This window comes from Vibrio sp. V12_P9A6T4, from assembly GCF_963874835.1.
GTDB classification, from domain to species: domain Bacteria; phylum Pseudomonadota; class Gammaproteobacteria; order Enterobacterales; family Vibrionaceae; genus Vibrio; species Vibrio anguillarum.
Genome location: NZ_CAWNJO010000104.1, coordinates 83953 through 100320, shown reverse-complemented (window position 1 = coordinate 100320; position 16368 = coordinate 83953). Strand labels below are relative to the sequence as shown.

General features: G+C 46.4%; 15 protein-coding genes. 9 read left to right on the top strand and 6 right to left on the bottom strand.

Annotated elements, in window-relative coordinates; all coding sequences use genetic code 11:
* The first annotated feature begins 104 nt into the window (after positions 1 to 104).
* The 5 genes from nirB to AACQ42_RS15995 all read left to right on the top strand — a co-directional run bounded on the left by nirB (position 105) and on the right by AACQ42_RS15995 (position 5347).
* Positions 105 to 2693: a nitrite reductase large subunit NirB gene (gene nirB, locus AACQ42_RS16015; RefSeq protein ID WP_094164920.1), complete on the top strand. Its 2589-nt coding sequence runs from the start codon at positions 105 to 107 to the stop codon at positions 2691 to 2693.
* A 2-nt stretch (positions 2694 to 2695) separates the two neighbouring features.
* Positions 2696 to 3031 (top strand): nitrite reductase small subunit NirD, encoded by a 336-nt coding sequence (gene nirD, locus AACQ42_RS16010; protein ID WP_017046108.1) that lies wholly within the window; start codon positions 2696 to 2698, stop codon positions 3029 to 3031.
* 142 nt (positions 3032 to 3173) lie between these two features.
* Positions 3174 to 3986: a formate/nitrite transporter family protein gene (locus AACQ42_RS16005; RefSeq protein ID WP_094124194.1), complete on the top strand. Its 813-nt coding sequence runs from the start codon at positions 3174 to 3176 to the stop codon at positions 3984 to 3986.
* Positions 3987 to 4054: 68 nt separating this feature from the next.
* Positions 4055 to 4810, top strand: coding sequence for a uroporphyrinogen-III C-methyltransferase (cobA, locus tag AACQ42_RS16000; RefSeq protein WP_013867926.1), 756 nt, complete (start codon positions 4055 to 4057; stop codon positions 4808 to 4810).
* A 63-nt stretch (positions 4811 to 4873) separates the two neighbouring features.
* The gene (locus tag AACQ42_RS15995) at positions 4874 to 5347 is read left to right on the top strand and encodes a LabA-like NYN domain-containing protein (protein WP_010319683.1); all 474 of its coding nucleotides are present in this window, start codon (positions 4874 to 4876) and stop codon (positions 5345 to 5347) included.
* Here AACQ42_RS15995 and AACQ42_RS15990 read toward each other — a convergent pair.
* On the bottom strand, positions 5336 to 5536 hold the full coding sequence (locus AACQ42_RS15990) for a DUF2986 domain-containing protein (RefSeq protein ID WP_094164918.1): 201 nt from the start codon (positions 5534 to 5536) through the stop codon (positions 5336 to 5338). The genes AACQ42_RS15995 and AACQ42_RS15990 overlap by 12 nt on opposite strands.
* A 97-nt stretch (positions 5537 to 5633) precedes the next feature.
* Between AACQ42_RS15990 and AACQ42_RS15985 the strand changes: the two genes are divergently transcribed.
* On the top strand, positions 5634 to 6038 hold the full coding sequence (locus AACQ42_RS15985; RefSeq protein ID WP_202599014.1) for a nitrous oxide-stimulated promoter family protein: 405 nt from the start codon (positions 5634 to 5636) through the stop codon (positions 6036 to 6038).
* A 16-nt stretch (positions 6039 to 6054) separates the two neighbouring features.
* Here AACQ42_RS15985 and AACQ42_RS15980 read toward each other — a convergent pair whose 3' ends face one another.
* Together AACQ42_RS15980 and trxC are read right to left on the bottom strand one after the other, a co-directional pair.
* Positions 6055 to 7215, bottom strand: a complete 1161-nt coding sequence (locus AACQ42_RS15980; RefSeq protein WP_017047243.1) for an MFS transporter — start codon at positions 7213 to 7215, stop codon at positions 6055 to 6057.
* Between the two features lie 193 nt (positions 7216 to 7408).
* Positions 7409 to 7843: a thioredoxin TrxC gene (gene trxC / locus AACQ42_RS15975; RefSeq protein ID WP_017043322.1), complete on the bottom strand. Its 435-nt coding sequence runs from the start codon at positions 7841 to 7843 to the stop codon at positions 7409 to 7411.
* Between the two features lie 187 nt (positions 7844 to 8030).
* Between trxC and AACQ42_RS15970 the strand changes: the two genes are divergently transcribed.
* The gene (locus AACQ42_RS15970; protein WP_094164916.1) at positions 8031 to 9122 is read left to right on the top strand and encodes a ketoacyl-ACP synthase III; all 1092 of its coding nucleotides are present in this window, start codon (positions 8031 to 8033) and stop codon (positions 9120 to 9122) included.
* 89 nt (positions 9123 to 9211) lie between these two features.
* Here the strand turns inward: AACQ42_RS15970 and glpC are convergent, their stop codons facing one another.
* Genes glpC through glpA form a run of 3 tightly spaced genes read right to left on the bottom strand, consistent with a single transcriptional unit; the run spans position 9212 to position 13394 of the window.
* A complete protein-coding gene (gene glpC / locus AACQ42_RS15965; RefSeq protein ID WP_094130348.1) occupies positions 9212 to 10438 on the bottom strand; it encodes an anaerobic glycerol-3-phosphate dehydrogenase subunit GlpC in 1227 nt (408 codons plus the stop codon).
* On the bottom strand, positions 10435 to 11748 hold the full coding sequence (gene glpB, locus AACQ42_RS15960; RefSeq protein WP_094130345.1) for a glycerol-3-phosphate dehydrogenase subunit GlpB: 1314 nt from the start codon (positions 11746 to 11748) through the stop codon (positions 10435 to 10437). The genes glpC and glpB overlap by 4 nt, the downstream gene beginning before the upstream one ends.
* Positions 11745 to 13394: an anaerobic glycerol-3-phosphate dehydrogenase subunit A gene (glpA, locus tag AACQ42_RS15955; RefSeq protein WP_013867918.1), complete on the bottom strand. Its 1650-nt coding sequence runs from the start codon at positions 13392 to 13394 to the stop codon at positions 11745 to 11747. Before glpA ends, glpB begins: the two co-directional genes overlap by 4 nt.
* Before the next feature lie 529 nt (positions 13395 to 13923).
* Here glpA and AACQ42_RS15950 point away from each other — a divergent pair.
* The gene (locus AACQ42_RS15950) at positions 13924 to 14778 is read left to right on the top strand and encodes an MIP/aquaporin family protein (protein ID WP_010319894.1); all 855 of its coding nucleotides are present in this window, start codon (positions 13924 to 13926) and stop codon (positions 14776 to 14778) included.
* A 52-nt stretch (positions 14779 to 14830) separates the two neighbouring features.
* The gene (gene glpK, locus AACQ42_RS15945) at positions 14831 to 16351 is read left to right on the top strand and encodes a glycerol kinase GlpK (RefSeq protein ID WP_026029114.1); all 1521 of its coding nucleotides are present in this window, start codon (positions 14831 to 14833) and stop codon (positions 16349 to 16351) included.
* The last annotated feature ends 17 nt before the right edge of the window (positions 16352 to 16368 follow it).

Below are 16368 nucleotides of genomic sequence, written 5' to 3'. Positions count from 1 at the left end.
TCTTTAGGGTAGTTTGAGTTTGTAATTGATTTACATCAGTAATTCATTTTCTTTCATAATTAAAAATCTCGCTCAATGAAACGTTACCATAATTAGGAACCCATATGAGCAGGATGAAGCTGGTTGTCATCGGTAATGGCATGGTTGGCCATCGCTATATCGAAGATTTGGTCGAAAAAATGGAGGCATCGGCTGTTGATGTCACGGTTTTTTGTGAGGAACCGCGTGTTGCCTACGATCGCGTCCATCTTTCTTCCTACTTTTCGCACCATACCGCTGAAGAGCTTTCGCTTGTTAAGCCGGGTTTCTATCAAAAGCATGCGATTAATGTCTTGATGGGTGAGCGGGCGGTTAACATTAACCGCGAAAAGCGCGTGGTCTATTCAAATACTGGCCGTGAAGTGAGCTATGACAAATTAGTCTTGGCGACGGGCTCTTATCCTTTTGTACCGCCGATCAAAGGCAATGAAAGTAAAGGCTGCTTTGTCTATCGCACCATTGAAGATCTAAAGGCCATCGAAACGTGCGCGAAAAAGAGCAAAAGTGGTGTAGTGATAGGCGGTGGTTTACTTGGCCTTGAAGCGGCTGGCGCGCTGAAAGCGTTGGGCGTACAAACCCATGTGATTGAGTTTGCTCCGGTATTAATGGCTGAGCAACTTGACTTGCAAGGCGGTTTACAACTGCGTAATAAAATTGAGCGGATGGGGGTGCAAGTTCACACTAGCAAAAATACGCTAGAGATCGTTGCTCAAGGCGAGACCGCTCGTAATACCATGAAGTTTGCCGACGGTTCGGATTTGGAAGTTGACTTCATCGTATTTTCCGCAGGGATACGTCCTCAGGACAAATTAGCTCGTGATATGGGTCTAGACATCGCGCCGCGTGGTGGCGTTGCCATTAACGATCACTGCCAAACATCCGATCCTGATATTTACGCGATTGGCGAATGTGCTTCTTGGAATCAAACTTTCTTCGGTCTGGTCGCTCCTGGTTACAAAATGGCAACGGTTGCGGTTGATCATCTTGTGGGCAATGAGAGCCAATTTAGTGGTGCAGACATGAGCGCCAAGCTCAAACTGCTGGGTGTGAAGGTGGGATCGATTGGCGATGCCAATGGGCGAACTCCGGGTTGTAAAAGCTACGTCTATCAAAATGAAGAAGATGAAGTTTATAAGCGCATTATCGTTTCTGAAGATGGTAAAAAACTGCTTGGTGCAGTTTTAGTCGGCGACACGTCAGATTACGGCGATTTACTGCAACTCAAACTCAATGATATTGAGCTGCCCAAACACCCTGACACCTTGATTCTACCTGCGCATGCTGGCGCTGAAAAACCGGCATTAGGCGCGGATGCACTACCTGATACTGCTGTGATCTGCTCTTGTTTTGATGTGACTAAAGCGAAAATTGCCCAAGCCGTGGCCGATGGTCATCATACGCTCGGCGCGATTAAAGCGGTGACAGGGGCAGGAACAGGTTGTGGTGGTTGCGTGCCTTTAGTGACGTCGGTTCTGAATGCGGAACTGGCTAAATCGGGTGTGGAAGTCAAAAACGATATTTGTGAGCACTTTGCGTATTCACGCCAAGATCTGTTCCATTTGATCCGCATTAACGGTATCACACGTTTTGATGAGATGTTGGCAAAACATGGACGCGGTTATGGGTGCGAAGTCTGTAAGCCAACAATTGGTTCTATTCTGGCCTCGTGTTGGGGGGATCATGTGCTCTCGCCATCGCTGGTCAGTTTGCAAGACACCAATGATAACTTCTTGGGTAACATGCAAAAAGACGGTACTTATTCGGTGATCCCACGCATGGCGGGTGGTGAAGTCACACCACAAGCGCTTGCGGTGCTGGCGAATGTCGCTCAGGAATACAAACTTTACACCAAAGTGACGGGCGCGCAGCGCATTGGTCTGTTTGGTGCTCAAAAAGACGATTTACCTGAGATTTGGCGCAAACTGATTGATGCTGGATACGAGACAGGCCAAGCCTATGCCAAAGCTCTGCGCATGGCAAAAACGTGTGTCGGTAGTACGTGGTGTCGTTTTGGTGTGCAAGACAGCGTCGGTTTGGGTGTGCTGATTGAAAACCGCTACAAAGGTATCCGTACACCACACAAGATGAAGTTTGGTGTCTCAGGTTGCACCCGCGAATGTGCCGAAGCGCAAGGGAAAGATTTAGGCCTGATCGCGACCGATGCGGGTTGGAATATGTATGTCTGCGGTAATGGTGGTATGAAGCCTCGACATGCCGATCTGCTGGCCTCTGATTTAGATGAAGCAACACTACTGAAATACATCGACCGTTTCATGATGTTCTACATTCGCACAGCCGATAAATTACAACGCACCTCAGTTTGGCTAGACAACCTAGAAGGTGGCGTTGATTACCTGCGTGAAGTGATTGTGGACGATAAGTTGGGCATTAACGATCAACTCGAAGCAGATGTGGCGAAGCTTATTGCTGATTATCGCTGTGAATGGACAGAAACGCTTAATCATCCTGAGCAATTAACTCGTTTTACTCACTTCATTAATTCTGATTTACGCGATCAGAACGTCGTGTTCGTCAGCGCTCGTGAGCAGCACCGTCCTGCGACTTATAGCGAAAAACACCCAGAAGCGAAAGGCGATATATTCCACATTGCGCTTGCTGATTCAGCAATCTCTACCCCTGTTTTGGAGAAATAACCATGGCCAATAACACAGTATTTCAAGCCATCTGTGACATTAATGACATTGTTCCCGGAACGGGTGTGTGTGCACTGGTGAATGGTGAGCAAGTGGCTATCTTCCGTCCGACTGAAGCGCAAGAAGTGATGGCGATAAGCAATATGGATCCCTTTGCTCGAGCCAATGTGTTGTCACGCGGTTTTATTTGCCAACATCAAGAGCAGTTCTGGATAGCAAGCCCGCTTAAAAAGCAGCGTTTCAATCTCATAACAGGCCAATGTATGGAAGATGAACGCTTTAGCGTGAAAGCTTATGCCGTGCGAGTCACCGACGGTGTGGTCGAAGTCGCGGCTTAACAGCCGCTTTTGAGACGATGAGATTCAATAGCAAAAAGGTTCCTTGTTCATCGAGTTCTCTTGGTGATGCATTGATGGTTGGGAGCCTTTATCTATTCAATTTCCCTTTTTAATTTTAACTTTGGTGACAATAAGGACCATTATGTCTTATGTAAAACCTGCCGATTTTGTGCAAACAATGATTGACGCTGGCGAAAGCAAAATCTTCATGTCAACGCGCGATACCCTGATTCGCGGCATTATGGCGGGGGCGATTCTTGCTATCGCCGTCGCTGTGGCCATTACTGCGGCTGTGCAAACCGGAGTGCCTATTGTTGGCGCTCTGGTCTTCCCTGTGGGGTTTTGTATTTTGAACCTAATGGGCTTTGATTTATTAACGGGTGTTTTTGCTTTAGCGCCTTTAGCTTTGTTTGAAAAACGCGCCGGAGTAACCAAAGCGGGCGTTCTACGGAATTGGGGCTTGGTTGGGCTAGGTAACTTAATCGGTGCCGTTGCCGTCGCCTTTTTAGTGGCGCTAACCTTCACCATGAATTTCAGTATCGAGCCGAGCGCGGTTGGACAAGCGTTTATTAAAGCGTCTACTGCTCGCACTCTTGGCTTTGCCGAACACGGTGTCAATGGCTGGATCACCGTGTTTGTGAAAGGCATCTTATGTAACTGGATGGTGTGTTTAGGTGTGGTGGGCGCAATGACCTCAACTTCGGTCAGCGGCAAAGTGGTCGCGATGTGGCTACCTATTTTTATTTTCTTCGGTTTGGTTTTTGAACACGCCGTAGTGAATATGTACCTGTTCCCACTTGGCATGATGTTGGGCGCTAAATTCACCATCGTCGATTGGTTAGTATGGAACCAAATTCCGGCCACATTGGGTAACTTAGTGGGCGGCTTGTTATTTACCGGGTTAAGCCTTTACATGACTCACGGTAAAACCTTGCCACAACGCAACCTTGGCTAACCATTGTTAAGTGAGGTTTAACCTCGCTTAATGACGATATCCTTTTGTCGATAAGGTAGAGAGTAATCATGGTAAGCAGTGTAACGAGTCGCGGTTTTGTCTCTTTAGTGGGCGCAGGGCCAGGCGATCCCGATCTACTGACGGTTAAGGGGCTACGCGTGATCAGCCAAGCGCAAGTGGTGGTGTATGATCGTTTAGTTTCGCAAGCGATTTTAGATCTGGCGCCAAGCAGCGCGGAGATGATCTACGTTGGCAAACAGTTGGATTTTCATTGTGTGCCGCAAGATCAGATCAACCAAATTCTGGTCGATAAAGCCAAAGAAGGTAAAAAAGTTGTTCGTTTGAAAGGCGGTGATTCCTTTATTTTTGGCCGAGGTGGTGAAGAGCTCGAAACGCTGGCTGAACATCATATCGCTTATGAAGTGGTTCCGGGGATCACGGCGGCGGCAGGCTGCACGGCTTACGCGGGGATTCCGCTGACGCACCGTGATCACGCGCAAAGTGTGCAGTTCATTACGGGTCACTTACAAAAAGAAGGTAAAGCGATCAATTGGCGATGTTTAGCGCAAGACAACCAAACTTTGGTTTTTTATATGGGGTTAAAGCAGTGCCCGAACATCACACGAAACTTGTTGGATGCTGGCCTGAACGCAGAAACGCCTTGCGCGATTATCGAACGCGGCACTACAGATAAACAGAGAGTATTGACGGGCTCGCTTGACGATTTACCCCTTTTAGCGCAACAAGCACAAAGCCCAGCCTTGATTGTGGTCGGCAGTGTGACTCGCTTGCACGACAAATTGAAGTGGTTTGGCGTATACTAAGCGCAATTTGCAAAGCAGCGGCGAACAGGCCGCTGTTTTTGTTTCTATTTGAGAAGAGAGCTCATGGAAAAAGTTGCCATTCTTGTCGACGTTCAAAACGTCTATTACACCTGTAAAGAGAAGTACCGCCAGCATTTTGATTACAACCAATTTTGGTATGTAGCCACTCAAGGGCGAGAGGTGATCAAAGCCAATGCTTATGCGATTGCTAGCCAAGATCCTAAGCAGCGCCAGTTCCACCATATTTTGCGCGGTATTGGTTTTGAGGTTCAGCTTAAGCCCTTCATTCAGCGTCGTGATGGCAGTGCAAAAGGGGATTGGGATGTCGGTATTACTCTCGATGCGATTGAGCTGGCAGAGCAAGCGGATGTGATTGTTCTGGTATCAGGAGATGGTGATTTCGAGCTATTGGTCGAACGGATTAAACAGCGTTTTAACAAAAAAGTAGAAGTGTACGGAGTACCAAGGCTGACGGCTCAAAGCCTTATTGATGTCGCCAGCCAGTTTGTTCCAATCGAGCAAGACTTACTGTTGTAGCTCACCTTCAGCAGGCACAATCTCACTATGTTGGTTATCTACCGTGCTGGTTGAAGCGGCTTGCTCTGCGTCTAATTTTTCACGTTCAGCTTTTGAAATATAACGAGGCTTATTGCTGCCGTGCAGCTTGGCATGCTTCTTTTTAAGATGCTTTTGCAGTGTTTGGTTAATTTTCTTTTTGCGGTTCATAGTCGTCTGCTCTTTGACACAAAGTCTTGGGTACATGAGGAACAAGGTGGCGCAGGATACTTGTTTTTATCTGCGATCTCAATGGGAGTTATTGGCAATGGAAAAAATGCATAGCGATCTTTTAACGGGAGAGCTACTCAGTGAGTTTCGCACCGTAGAGGCGATGGTGAACATTTATTGTCAGCGCCATCATCGCTGTCAATCTGGACTCTGTACGTGTTGCAAAACCTTGTTGGAATATGCGCAAGTACGTTTAGATCGCTGTCCTTATGGCCAACATAAACCCACCTGTAACCGTTGCCCAATTCATTGCTATAAGCCTGAGCCGAAAGAACAAATGAGATTGGTGATGCGTTACGCAGGGCCAAGAATGTTGCTCTCTCACCCTATATTGGCGATCCGCCATCTACTGCATGAAAAACGTGCACTACCAGAAAAACCAAAGGCGCATGCATCAAATCGCCATCAACGATTGAACCGTGCGCCTTGCGATAAAATATGATCCGCTTTGCTGCGACTTATTTCCCCGCCACCCATTGGCGTTTGGTTTTGAGGCTTGAAGCCAACATATAAATACAAGTCGCCAGTAAAGCAATAAAGAGATAGCCCATTAAGCCTTGCGATCTTTGCATAAACCAATCAGCGATCACGGGGCCAACCACAGAGCCGATACTGTAGCTAAACAGCATAACTTGTGTCGCTGAGACAATGTAATTGGCATCGAGCTTATCACAACCTAAGTTGATGGCGATTGGGTAAAGGGCAAACGTCGCCATGCCTAAAAAAAACAAGCTGGCAGCTAATATCATCATCGTTGAATCGAACAAGGTTATGGTAATCGCCGCAGAGCCAATCAAGCAAAACAGCGCCATTAATAGTGTTCGGCCCAAAAACTTTGATAGCCAAGGCACCATAGGTTGCACCGCCATGCCACCCAAAACTACAAGCGCCATTAAGCTACCAATATCGGTATGGCTGATACCGCGTTGTTCCAATTCAACAGGCATTAGACCGTAGATAGCCCCCAAAGTGAGCCCTGAAACTCCGCAACCGAGCAAGGCGGCATGGTTTAGTTTGAGTACCTGTTTCAGTGATAGGCTGACGGCATGCTGAGTTGACGGTTGGTCAGATTCGCCATAAATCAGCACCACACTGGCGATTAATAGCAAGGTAATGATGGCAATGAAAGGCACGCCGCCTGATACTCCTAAATAACCAATCCCTAATTGGCCCAATGCCGTGCCGCCGTAAAGCGCCGCCATATAAATCCCAAGGCGTTTTGCTCGGCCTTTTTCATCACCATGTAATAGCCAAGACTCGACAACGACAAAGACACCAGCCACCGCAATACCAGCAACAAAACGTGCCACTAACCAAGCACTGGCATAGTGCAGAGCAGGTAAGGCAAAAATGGTTAACATGAGTAGCGCTAAGCACCATACAAAAGCGTTTCGGTGGCCAACGCGGTTGACAACAGGTTCAACGACTAATGCGCCGATCAATAAGCCAGCGTAAAAGGCACTGGCAAGCCAGCTTGCCAATGAGCTCTCAAGCCCGTAGTGCGGCAACATCAATGGGATCAGGCTCATTAAATAGCCTGAGGCAATCGCATAAAGCGATAGCGCAATGACCGGAACGGAAATGCGAGGTGAAGACGCGTTCACAGTGATGTTGTCCATTGACTTTGCCTCAAAACCAGAATTGATGGGATATTTTGCGGCGAATATGGAGCTGATATTGAGAAAGGTAAAACGAAAAATTATGTTCTTAACGATTAATTTTATTAATCGAAAATAAAGCAAGAGAAATGAGCAGTAAAGTTGGCATAAATCGATAAAAAATGCCAACTTTATTATTGGTTATAATGATGGATTATTTCAATATAGCTTGGTTTAACCATTGATCAAATTGACTTTTTGGTAAAGCGCCATTGATCATATCGACTCGTTGACCATTTTTAAACACCATAATGGTTGGAATGCTGCGAATTTGAAATTTTGTGGCGAGGCTTTGTTCACTTTCAGTATCAATTTTTATAAAGCGAATGTTTCCTTTTCGTTCCGTCGCAGCATCACTGAATACCGGAGCAAAACCCACACACGGATTACACCAAGGTGCCCAGAAATCGACGACAACGGGTTGGCGACTATTAAGCAGTGCTTCGAAATTGGCTTCCGTTCCTTCAATGGGCGCTCCATCAAATAGGGGAGCTTGGCATTTACCGCAATTCGGGCTTTCTGTTACTCGTTCTATCGGAACTCGGTTCATTGCGTGACACGAAGGGCAACGAGTATTGAATGTTGACATGGTTTCCTCTCTATTTTTGCGTTTTGTTCCAGTCGCATTTGACGCACTAGACTTAACGTCGGAGTAAAAGCGCGTATACTGACTGACATCAAAAGGACCTTTTGAGTCTCATTTCTCTTTCATACGATGAGTTTTTAATTTTAGGTCTTTGGATTGCATTAGAAAATACAACAAAAACAGGTTAACAATGACAAAATTCTATGCCGAAATTACAGGTTGGGGTAAATGCCTACCACCTGCAACGCTCTCAAACCATGATCTTAGCACCTTTATTGAAACTTCCGATGAGTGGATTAAAACTCGCACCGGGATTGAACAGCGCCGCATTAGCCATGTGAATACCTCGGATTTAGCTACGGTGGCCGCCCAACACGCCATCGCTTGTGCTGGGATTGATGCAACTGAGATTGATCTCATCATCATCGCAACCTGTTCGCCAGATTCTCTTATCCCAAATATTGCCTCGAAAGTGCAGCAGAATCTTGGGATTAAAAATGCAGCCGCTTTTGACTTAAATGCAGCCTGTACCGGTTTTGTTTATGGATTAGAAACTGCGACGCGTTTAATGCAAGCAAGCCATTACCGCCATGCGTTAGTGGTGGGTGCTGAGCGTCTCTCTTTTTACATTGATTGGACCAAACGTGATACCGCCGTGTTATTTGGTGACGGTGCTGGTGCCGTTGTCTTGAGTAAAACCGATAAAGTAGTGGGTTTGCAAGATGCACAAATCGGCTGTGATGCAGAAGGGCGTGATATTTTGGCGGTGCCTAAATTTGGCTCATCGATGGATCGTTTTGCCGCTGACAATGGGTATTGGGATTTTGATTTTGTTGGGAAAGAGATTTTTAAACGTGCGGTTCGAGGCATGGGCGCAGCGGTGCAAACTGTGCTGGCGCGCTCTGGTCTTTCAACCGAGCAAGTTGATGTGGTGATCCCGCATCAAGCGAATATTCGCATCATTCAAACCTTGTGTGACTTATCAGGTATTAGCCAAGATAAAGCATTCGTTAACATTCAACACTATGGTAATACGTCTGCCGCGACCGTACCTATTGCATTGTGTGAAGCGGTAGAACAAGGGAAAATCAAACCGAATGATAACCTGCTGGTGGCTGCTTTCGGGGCGGGCTTAACTTGGGGGGCTGGGCACATCAAATGGGGCGAGCGTGTTACCGCGATTAGCCGTAGCCAAGCGCAGTTACCAGAGTGTCAGTCCAGTGCGTTAGAATTATTGGCCAATGCAATTGAGCACTGCCAGCAGCGCCCGCTATCTAAATAACGTTTAGAAAACGAATGTTCACACAGTACAAGCGGTATGAAAACAGGCCACAATGTGGCCTGTTTTACTCTCAATGCTAGGTGTGTAAACTAGGCAATCGCCATCGCGAGCAGGCTAATTGGATGAATGGTTTCTAACGCGGTATTTTCTTCAATTTGCCATTTACAGGTTTCACAATCGGTAATCGCATAGTCAGCTTGCGATGTTTTGATTGCATCAAACAGGTGCGCGCCAATTTTCATTGAAACGTCATAGTTCTCTTCTTTAAAACCGTAGGTTCCCGCTAAGCCGCAGCATTCGCTGTCTAAGACCACTAACTCCAATCCCGGGATCATTTTTAATAATTCAATGGTAAAAATGACATTACCGCTGCGTTCAAGGTGGCAAGGGGTGTGGTAAACCACTTTCAAGTTAACGGGTTTCATTTTAGGCGCATTACCGCTCATGAACTCTTTGAGTAGAAAGCGTGTGACGTACTCAATTTGTTTGACCACCTTACTATTATCAACCCCTAAAACATGAGGGTATTCTTGTTGTAAGGTAAACGAACACGTTGATGAGGTGGAGAGGAGTGTCGTTTGACGATCAACTACCGCGGCTTCGATATTTTTCACATTCAATAGCGCATTTTTACGTGCTTTATCGTGAAAACCATTGGCAATCAGCGGTACACCACAGCATTTCTCGTTATCCAGTAACCGTACGCCGATATTCATCGCATTCATCACAGAGACAAAATCTTTACCTAACTGCGGGTGGTTATAGTTAACGTAGCAGCCGTGGAAATAGGTCACTTGCCGGTTATACAGGGGTTGGCGTGTGCAGTTCTGCTTAAACCAACGACGAAACGTGCCGTGTGAATATTTGGGAAGTGATTTATGATCGTGCACACCAATGGTCTTGTGCATCAGTCTTTTTACCATCGGCATAGCCGTAGCAGCGTTCACTATCGGTGCAAATGGTGTGGCGATCGTGCCAAAAAGATCGGTATGGCTGAGTACGTAATCACGCACCAGCTTTGGACTCAGCGTTTTTTTACCATGTTTGCCACGCGCCACAGCAATGATATCGCCAATTTTTACTCCGGAAGGACAGGCGGTTTCACAACGTTTGCAGTTGGTGCAGAGCTTGAGTAGGTCGTCATAATACTCTGCGCTTTTAATCCTCAAGCGTTCGCCATCCGGTCCGCACTGTTTTGGCCCCGGATAGAGTGGGTTTGCTTTAGCAACCGGGCAATAAACGGTACAAACAGTGCATTTGATGCATTGATCAAAAGAGGTATTTTTGGGTGCGGCTTCAACAAAAGAGGTGCTCATGCTAATACCTCCTGAATGGCTGGTCGAGATTGAGTTTGAGCCATAATTTGAGAGGTAGCGTGGTAAGCGCTGGCAATAGCAACGCCTCCACCGCTGCCTTCAAAGACAGGATCATAACCCGCGAGCATCGAACCACAGCAGTATAAATTGGTAATGATATTACCTTGATGAGTTGGGTTCAGTGACGTGTTGGTCAGCACACCAAAGGTCATGAAAGGGTGAGAGTTTGCTGAGAAAAAGGCATGGTTTCGCCATAGAGCGCGATCATGACAGCTCTCCGTCTCTAATTGGAACACGGGTTCGCTAATACCGTGATGAGAAGCCTGTAAACCTTGGCTGAAATAGCTCCCTGTAGCCATCACGAAATGGTCAGCTTGAATCGGCATATCATTGAGATTTTGAGTATGAATGGCGGTCAAACGGTTACCATCAAATTCACCACTGATGACTTTATCGCCTTTTAAATGGGTACCACCCATAGTTAAAAAAGCTCGGCTGAGTGTCTCTTCAATGCGGATGCCCATTAATGATGGCGGCATGGTCGGGACTTCATGCAACTGCAAGTTGGTTTCCAATTTGAGTTTGTTCAGTAAGGTTAACCCATCACCATTGCCCATGATGGCAGGTAGGATCACTAGATCTTGCACAGTGGCATGACGGATCAGTTGATCACAAAAACTGCGCCATGCATGTGGCTGTTTGAGCAAACGAGCAATATCGATGGAGCGCAGTTCGTTGGGGTTATGGCGAAGTGCTTCGAAACCCGGAATCGTGATATTGATGATCTCACTTGGGATAGTCGAAAATGCAGGTAGAGCGCGTAAGTTATCTTGCAGCATATGTGGTTGAAAATCTCGATAACCATCGATGGCGAGCAGCACAATACGCTTAAAATCAGCATTCGTTTTATGTTGATAAACATAAGGTTGTGATAACCAAGTGGCTTTCAATGTCCCCATCGGAGTTATGCGATAGTGGTTACTATTATCCGCTTGGTGTGTCAGCGGCATGCCGCGTTGCTGCAGCGTTTTTTGAAACCACATTAACCCTTGCGAAATAGTGTCAGCGCCAATTTTACTGTAAGGGTGATTCGGGGCTTGTTGACGTAATGCTTCCATGGCGAGCAAAGGGGATTCAACCGCTTCGCCGCTAGGCAGTTTACCCAGAACATCGATGGAACCGGATGAAAAATGCAGAGCACTTTGGCCTTGACTGATCAGTGCTGTTTTTAGGCCCGCTTGTAAGCAGCGAAGACCTGCACTGTAACCTGCAATTCCACCACCGATAATTGTGACGTCGTATTTCATCATAACGTCTCCTCACTTTCATTTTGCTTGTGTTGCGTTGGAATGTCATTGGCTCCGAACAAGCCTTCGTAAATCCAGTAACTGAATTCAGCCTCGCGCAGTGCATCTCCCCAGAAAATCGGTTTAATGCCTTTCCAGCGCTCTTCTAAAAACTCAACCAACAGTTGGCTCGATTGGTTTCCCGAAACGTGACCATATTCTTGAAATAAGCTGGCGGCGCGATAGCTGCAAAGCTCTCCTTGGCACGGCCCCATACCTAAACGAGTGCGGCGACGTAAATCGACCAAGTTATTTACATCGAGTTGTTTAATTGCGTATTCAATTTCGCCCGCGGTCACCATTTCACATTCACAAATAACCGCTTGGCTCTTTGCATCATCAGATAAGAAATTTTGTGCGCGCTCACCATGGCGATAAATAGCCGATTCATAGACGGGTTTGGCAATGCTGGCGGTTTTTTTGACCTGTTTTGGGGTTTCGTTGGAGCCGGGTAGGGCGCGAGTATGAGTTTCGCAAGGGGTATTATTGCCCAGTTTTTTGGCGACTAAATCGGTCGCCCATTCTGCCATTAGGCGGTAAGTCATTAATTTACCGCCTGTAATCGTGGTGAGGCCTTTCAATCCATCGCGTTGTTCGTGGTCAAGTAATACGATGCCGCGACTGATGTTTCGGCCGCTGCCATCATCATTAATAGAGACCAATGGACGCACACCCGCATAAGCGCGTAGTACACGAGTATTCGCCATGATGGGGGCCAGTTTCGCGCCTTCGGCCAGTAGTATATCGACCTCTTTTTCAGTCACGTGCAGGTTGTCAATTTGGTCGTAGTCAATGTGTTCAGAGGTAGTACCGATCAGTGAAATGGTATCACCAGGGACAAGAATATCGGCATCAGAAGGCTTGCGACAGCGGTTGATCACAAGGTTGTTGATACGATAATCAAGGATCAACAATGAGCCTTTCGCGGGGAACATTTTGATGTTGAGATCGGCGTATTCACAGATGTTTTGTCCCCATATTCCAGCTGCGTTAATCACTTCTTTGGCGAAAATCTCATATTGTTGATGAGTGTTGAGCTGTAAACAGCGCACGCCTAATACTGTGTCACCTTGGCGGATCAGCGACGTCACAATGGTTTTGTTCATGATCCGCGCACCATGCTCTTTGGCGTCTAGCACATTGGAAGCGCATAAACGAAAAGGATCGAGTGTGCCATCGGGTACTTTGATCGCGCCAACAAGGTTTGGGTTAACGTGAGGCTCTAAACGCAGTGCTTCTTTGGCAGAAAGCGGCTCGGTTGTAATCCCAGCTTGAGCGCACGCGTCGATAAACGTGCTCTGAAAAGCAAGATCGTCTTCAGGCAGAGTAATGAACAGGCCGTCGGTTTTCTCTACACAATGTCTAGCGATATTTTTTAAAATTTGATTCTCTTGGATGCACTCTTTGGCCGATTCAGGATCGGTAACTGCGTAACGTGCTCCTGAGTGTAATAAACCGTGATTTCGCCCGGTGGTACCAGAAGCAATATCATCCTTTTCTAGCAAAATACACGCAATGCCGCGCAGTGCGCAGTCGCGCATGATCCCAGTACCGGTTGCTCCGCCACCAATGATAACAACATCGGTTTCAAATCGTGTGGTTGTGGTCATGGTGAAACCTTATTCGATGAAAAACTTATATTTAGTGTGGCATTTTCAATAGAAAATGTTCGATATATTGCTCACAAAAGCGCGAATGAGCGAAATTGTGTTTCATTTTAGCGGTAATTTCATCTTTGTATGTTATTTCATATCAAAATGATGAACGGTTTAACAATTTAGGTTGGGTTAATTTAACAACTGGAGTGGATTTTAGAGAACAAATGCGCTTACGAGCTGATCCGATGACTTCATCATCATGCCTCTCTTGGCAGTATGAAATCATATCTCTATCCTTTATTGCACTTGATTATGTCGTTGTTTATAGAGACACCCTTAGTTTCCTATCATTTGTTAAGCTCTGCGTTAATGAGCAGAAGATCAAAATAATGAGTTAATTAACAAAAAACGATATTGCAAGTAACAAAATTGTGTTCGAACGCTCATAAATGTTGTTTTTTAATTTTCGTGGGAAGAAAAATGTGCAAAATTTGCCACACACAAACATTGTGTACACAAAAAATAAACAAGGACACTTACTATGACTCGAACAAAACAACATACTCTTCTCGGAGAGTGTATCGCGGAGTTTATCGGCACCGGATTGCTGATTTTTTTCGGTGTAGGCTGTGTTGCTGCCTTAGTTCTTACTGGCGCACAATTTGGTCAGTGGGAAATCAGCATCATGTGGGGCTTAGGTGTGGCAATTGCCATCTATTGCACTGCGGGTGTTTCTGGAGCTCACATTAATCCGGCGGTGACCATTGCACTGGCCGCCTTCCACGGCTTCAACAAAGCAAAAGTACTTCCCTATATTGCGGCGCAAATGCTCGGTGCATTCTGCTCTGCTGCTCTGGTTTACGGCTTGTACAGCAACCTTTTTACTGATTATGAAATCGCACACAATTTTGTACGCAGCAGTCAAGAAGCGTTAGCCACAGCGGGTATTTTTTCTACCTACCCTAATGCTTCATTATCATTTGTTGGTGCATTGGCGGTCGAATTTGTCATCACAGCAGTACTAATGTTCGCTATTTTGGCACTAGGTGATGAAAATAACGGCGCACATCGCAATGCAATGAACCCATTGCTGATTGGTATTCTGATTGCGGTTATCGGTGGTTCACTTGGCCCATTGACTGGTTTTGCGATGAACCCTGCACGTGATTTTGGCCCTAAATTGTTTGCCTACTTAGCTGGCTGGGACTACGCACTAACAGGTGCAAAAGATATCCCATACTTCATCGTACCTATCATTGCTCCTATTGCTGGTGCCTGTTTTGGGGCATGGGCTTACCCTAAATTTATTGGCGCGTACTTACCCACTGTCGGCGTAGGCTGCACCATTCCAAACCAGTGTGATGACGTAGAAGAAAGTGAGCAAGCTCACGTCTAAAATAACGATAACACTTCATAAAACGATTAACGTGAAAGATAAGGAAAAGACCATGACTGAGCAGAAATATATTGTTGCCCTTGACCAAGGAACAACAAGCTCACGTGCTGTAGTGTTAGATCATGATGCTAACATTGTCAGTGTTTCTCAGCGTGAATTTACCCAGATCTACCCTCAAGCTGGCTGGGTTGAACATGATCCACTGGAAATTTATGCGACGCAAAGTTCGACGCTAGTAGAAGCACTTGGCAAAGCTGGTATTCGCAGTGATGAAATTGCGGCGATTGGTATTACCAACCAACGTGAAACTACGGTGGTGTGGAACAAAGAAACGGGTAAACCAGTCTACAACGCGATTGTATGGCAATGTCGACGTACCGCATCCATTTGTGAAGAATTGAAAGCACGCCCAGGGCTAGAAGAGTACATTCGCGAGAATACAGGCCTAGTGCTTGACCCTTACTTCTCTGGCACCAAAATCAAATGGATTTTGGATAATGTCGAAGGGGCTCGTGAAGATGCCGAGGCTGGAAAACTGCTATTTGGTACAATTGACTCGTGGCTCGTTTGGAACATGACACAAGGCCGTGTTCACGTTACGGATTATACCAATGCATCTCGCACTATGCTTTTCAATATCAACAACTTGCATTGGGATGAGAAAATCCTAAAAGAGTTTGATATTCCTTTGTCTATGATGCCTGAAGTGAAGAAATCTTCCGAAGTTTACGGCCAAACCAACATTGGTGGTAAAGGCGGGACACGTATTCCTATTGCCGGAATTGCGGGTGACCAGCAAGCTGCGCTTTATGGGCAGATGTGTGTTGAGGCGGGCCAAGCAAAAAATACTTACGGCACTGGCTGTTTCTTATTGATGAACACAGGTAAAGAGAAAGTCACCTCACATAATGGCTTGCTAACAACTCTAGCTTGTGGCCCTGCTGGTGAACCTCACTACGCGCTTGAAGGTGCAGTCTTTATGGGCGGTGCATCGATTCAATGGTTGCGTGATGAGTTGAAACTGATTTCAGATGCGCATGACTCAGAATATTTCGCTACGAAAGTTGATACGGCCAACGGCGTTTATGTTGTGCCAGCGTTTACTGGTTTAGGCGCGCCGTATTGGGATGCTTATGCCCGTGGTACGATTGTTGGTTTAACGCGTGGCGTGAATTCGAACCATATTATTCGCGCGACCTTGGAAAGTGTCGCTTACCAAACACGTGATGTACTTGATGCAATGCAAGCTGATTCTGGCATCAAACTGTCTGCGTTACGCGTAGACGGTGGCGCGGTAGCCAATAATTTCTTAATGCAGTTCCAATCAGATGTGCTTGATACCGAAGTGCACCGTCCTAAAGTGACGGAAGTGACCGCGCTAGGGGCAGCCTATTTAGCTGGTCTTGCGGTTGGCTTTTGGGGAAGCTTGGATGAGCTTGCTGATAAAGCCGTGATCGATAAAACATTCGTTCCTCATCAAGATGAAGAGAAGCGCGATCGTCGCTATAAAGGTTGGAAACGTGCGGTGAAATGTGCTCAAGCTTGGGCAACTATGCACGATGACGAAGAGTAATACTTAGCCTTATGGCC

What these genes read in the sequence shown, in the direction of transcription:
- nirB (WP_094164920.1), top strand. Translation starts at nt 105, where the DNA reads ATGAGCAGGATGAAGCTGGTTGTCATCGGTAATGGCATGGTTGGCCAT.
- nirD (WP_017046108.1), top strand. Translation starts at nt 2,696, where the DNA reads ATGGCCAATAACACAGTATTTCAAGCCATCTGTGACATTAATGACATT.
- AACQ42_RS16005 (WP_094124194.1), top strand. Translation starts at nt 3,174, where the DNA reads ATGTCTTATGTAAAACCTGCCGATTTTGTGCAAACAATGATTGACGCT.
- cobA (WP_013867926.1), top strand. Translation starts at nt 4,055, where the DNA reads ATGGTAAGCAGTGTAACGAGTCGCGGTTTTGTCTCTTTAGTGGGCGCA.
- AACQ42_RS15995 (WP_010319683.1), top strand. Translation starts at nt 4,874, where the DNA reads ATGGAAAAAGTTGCCATTCTTGTCGACGTTCAAAACGTCTATTACACC.
- AACQ42_RS15990 (WP_094164918.1), bottom strand. Translation starts at nt 5,536, where the DNA reads ATGAACCGCAAAAAGAAAATTAACCAAACACTGCAAAAGCATCTTAAA.
- AACQ42_RS15985 (WP_202599014.1), top strand. Translation starts at nt 5,634, where the DNA reads ATGGAAAAAATGCATAGCGATCTTTTAACGGGAGAGCTACTCAGTGAG.
- AACQ42_RS15980 (WP_017047243.1), bottom strand. Translation starts at nt 7,215, where the DNA reads ATGGACAACATCACTGTGAACGCGTCTTCACCTCGCATTTCCGTTCCG.
- trxC (WP_017043322.1), bottom strand. Translation starts at nt 7,843, where the DNA reads ATGTCAACATTCAATACTCGTTGCCCTTCGTGTCACGCAATGAACCGA.
- AACQ42_RS15970 (WP_094164916.1), top strand. Translation starts at nt 8,031, where the DNA reads ATGACAAAATTCTATGCCGAAATTACAGGTTGGGGTAAATGCCTACCA.
- glpC (WP_094130348.1), bottom strand. Translation starts at nt 10,438, where the DNA reads ATGAGCACCTCTTTTGTTGAAGCCGCACCCAAAAATACCTCTTTTGAT.
- glpB (WP_094130345.1), bottom strand. Translation starts at nt 11,748, where the DNA reads ATGATGAAATACGACGTCACAATTATCGGTGGTGGAATTGCAGGTTAC.
- glpA (WP_013867918.1), bottom strand. Translation starts at nt 13,394, where the DNA reads ATGACCACAACCACACGATTTGAAACCGATGTTGTTATCATTGGTGGC.
- AACQ42_RS15950 (WP_010319894.1), top strand. Translation starts at nt 13,924, where the DNA reads ATGACTCGAACAAAACAACATACTCTTCTCGGAGAGTGTATCGCGGAG.
- glpK (WP_026029114.1), top strand. Translation starts at nt 14,831, where the DNA reads ATGACTGAGCAGAAATATATTGTTGCCCTTGACCAAGGAACAACAAGC.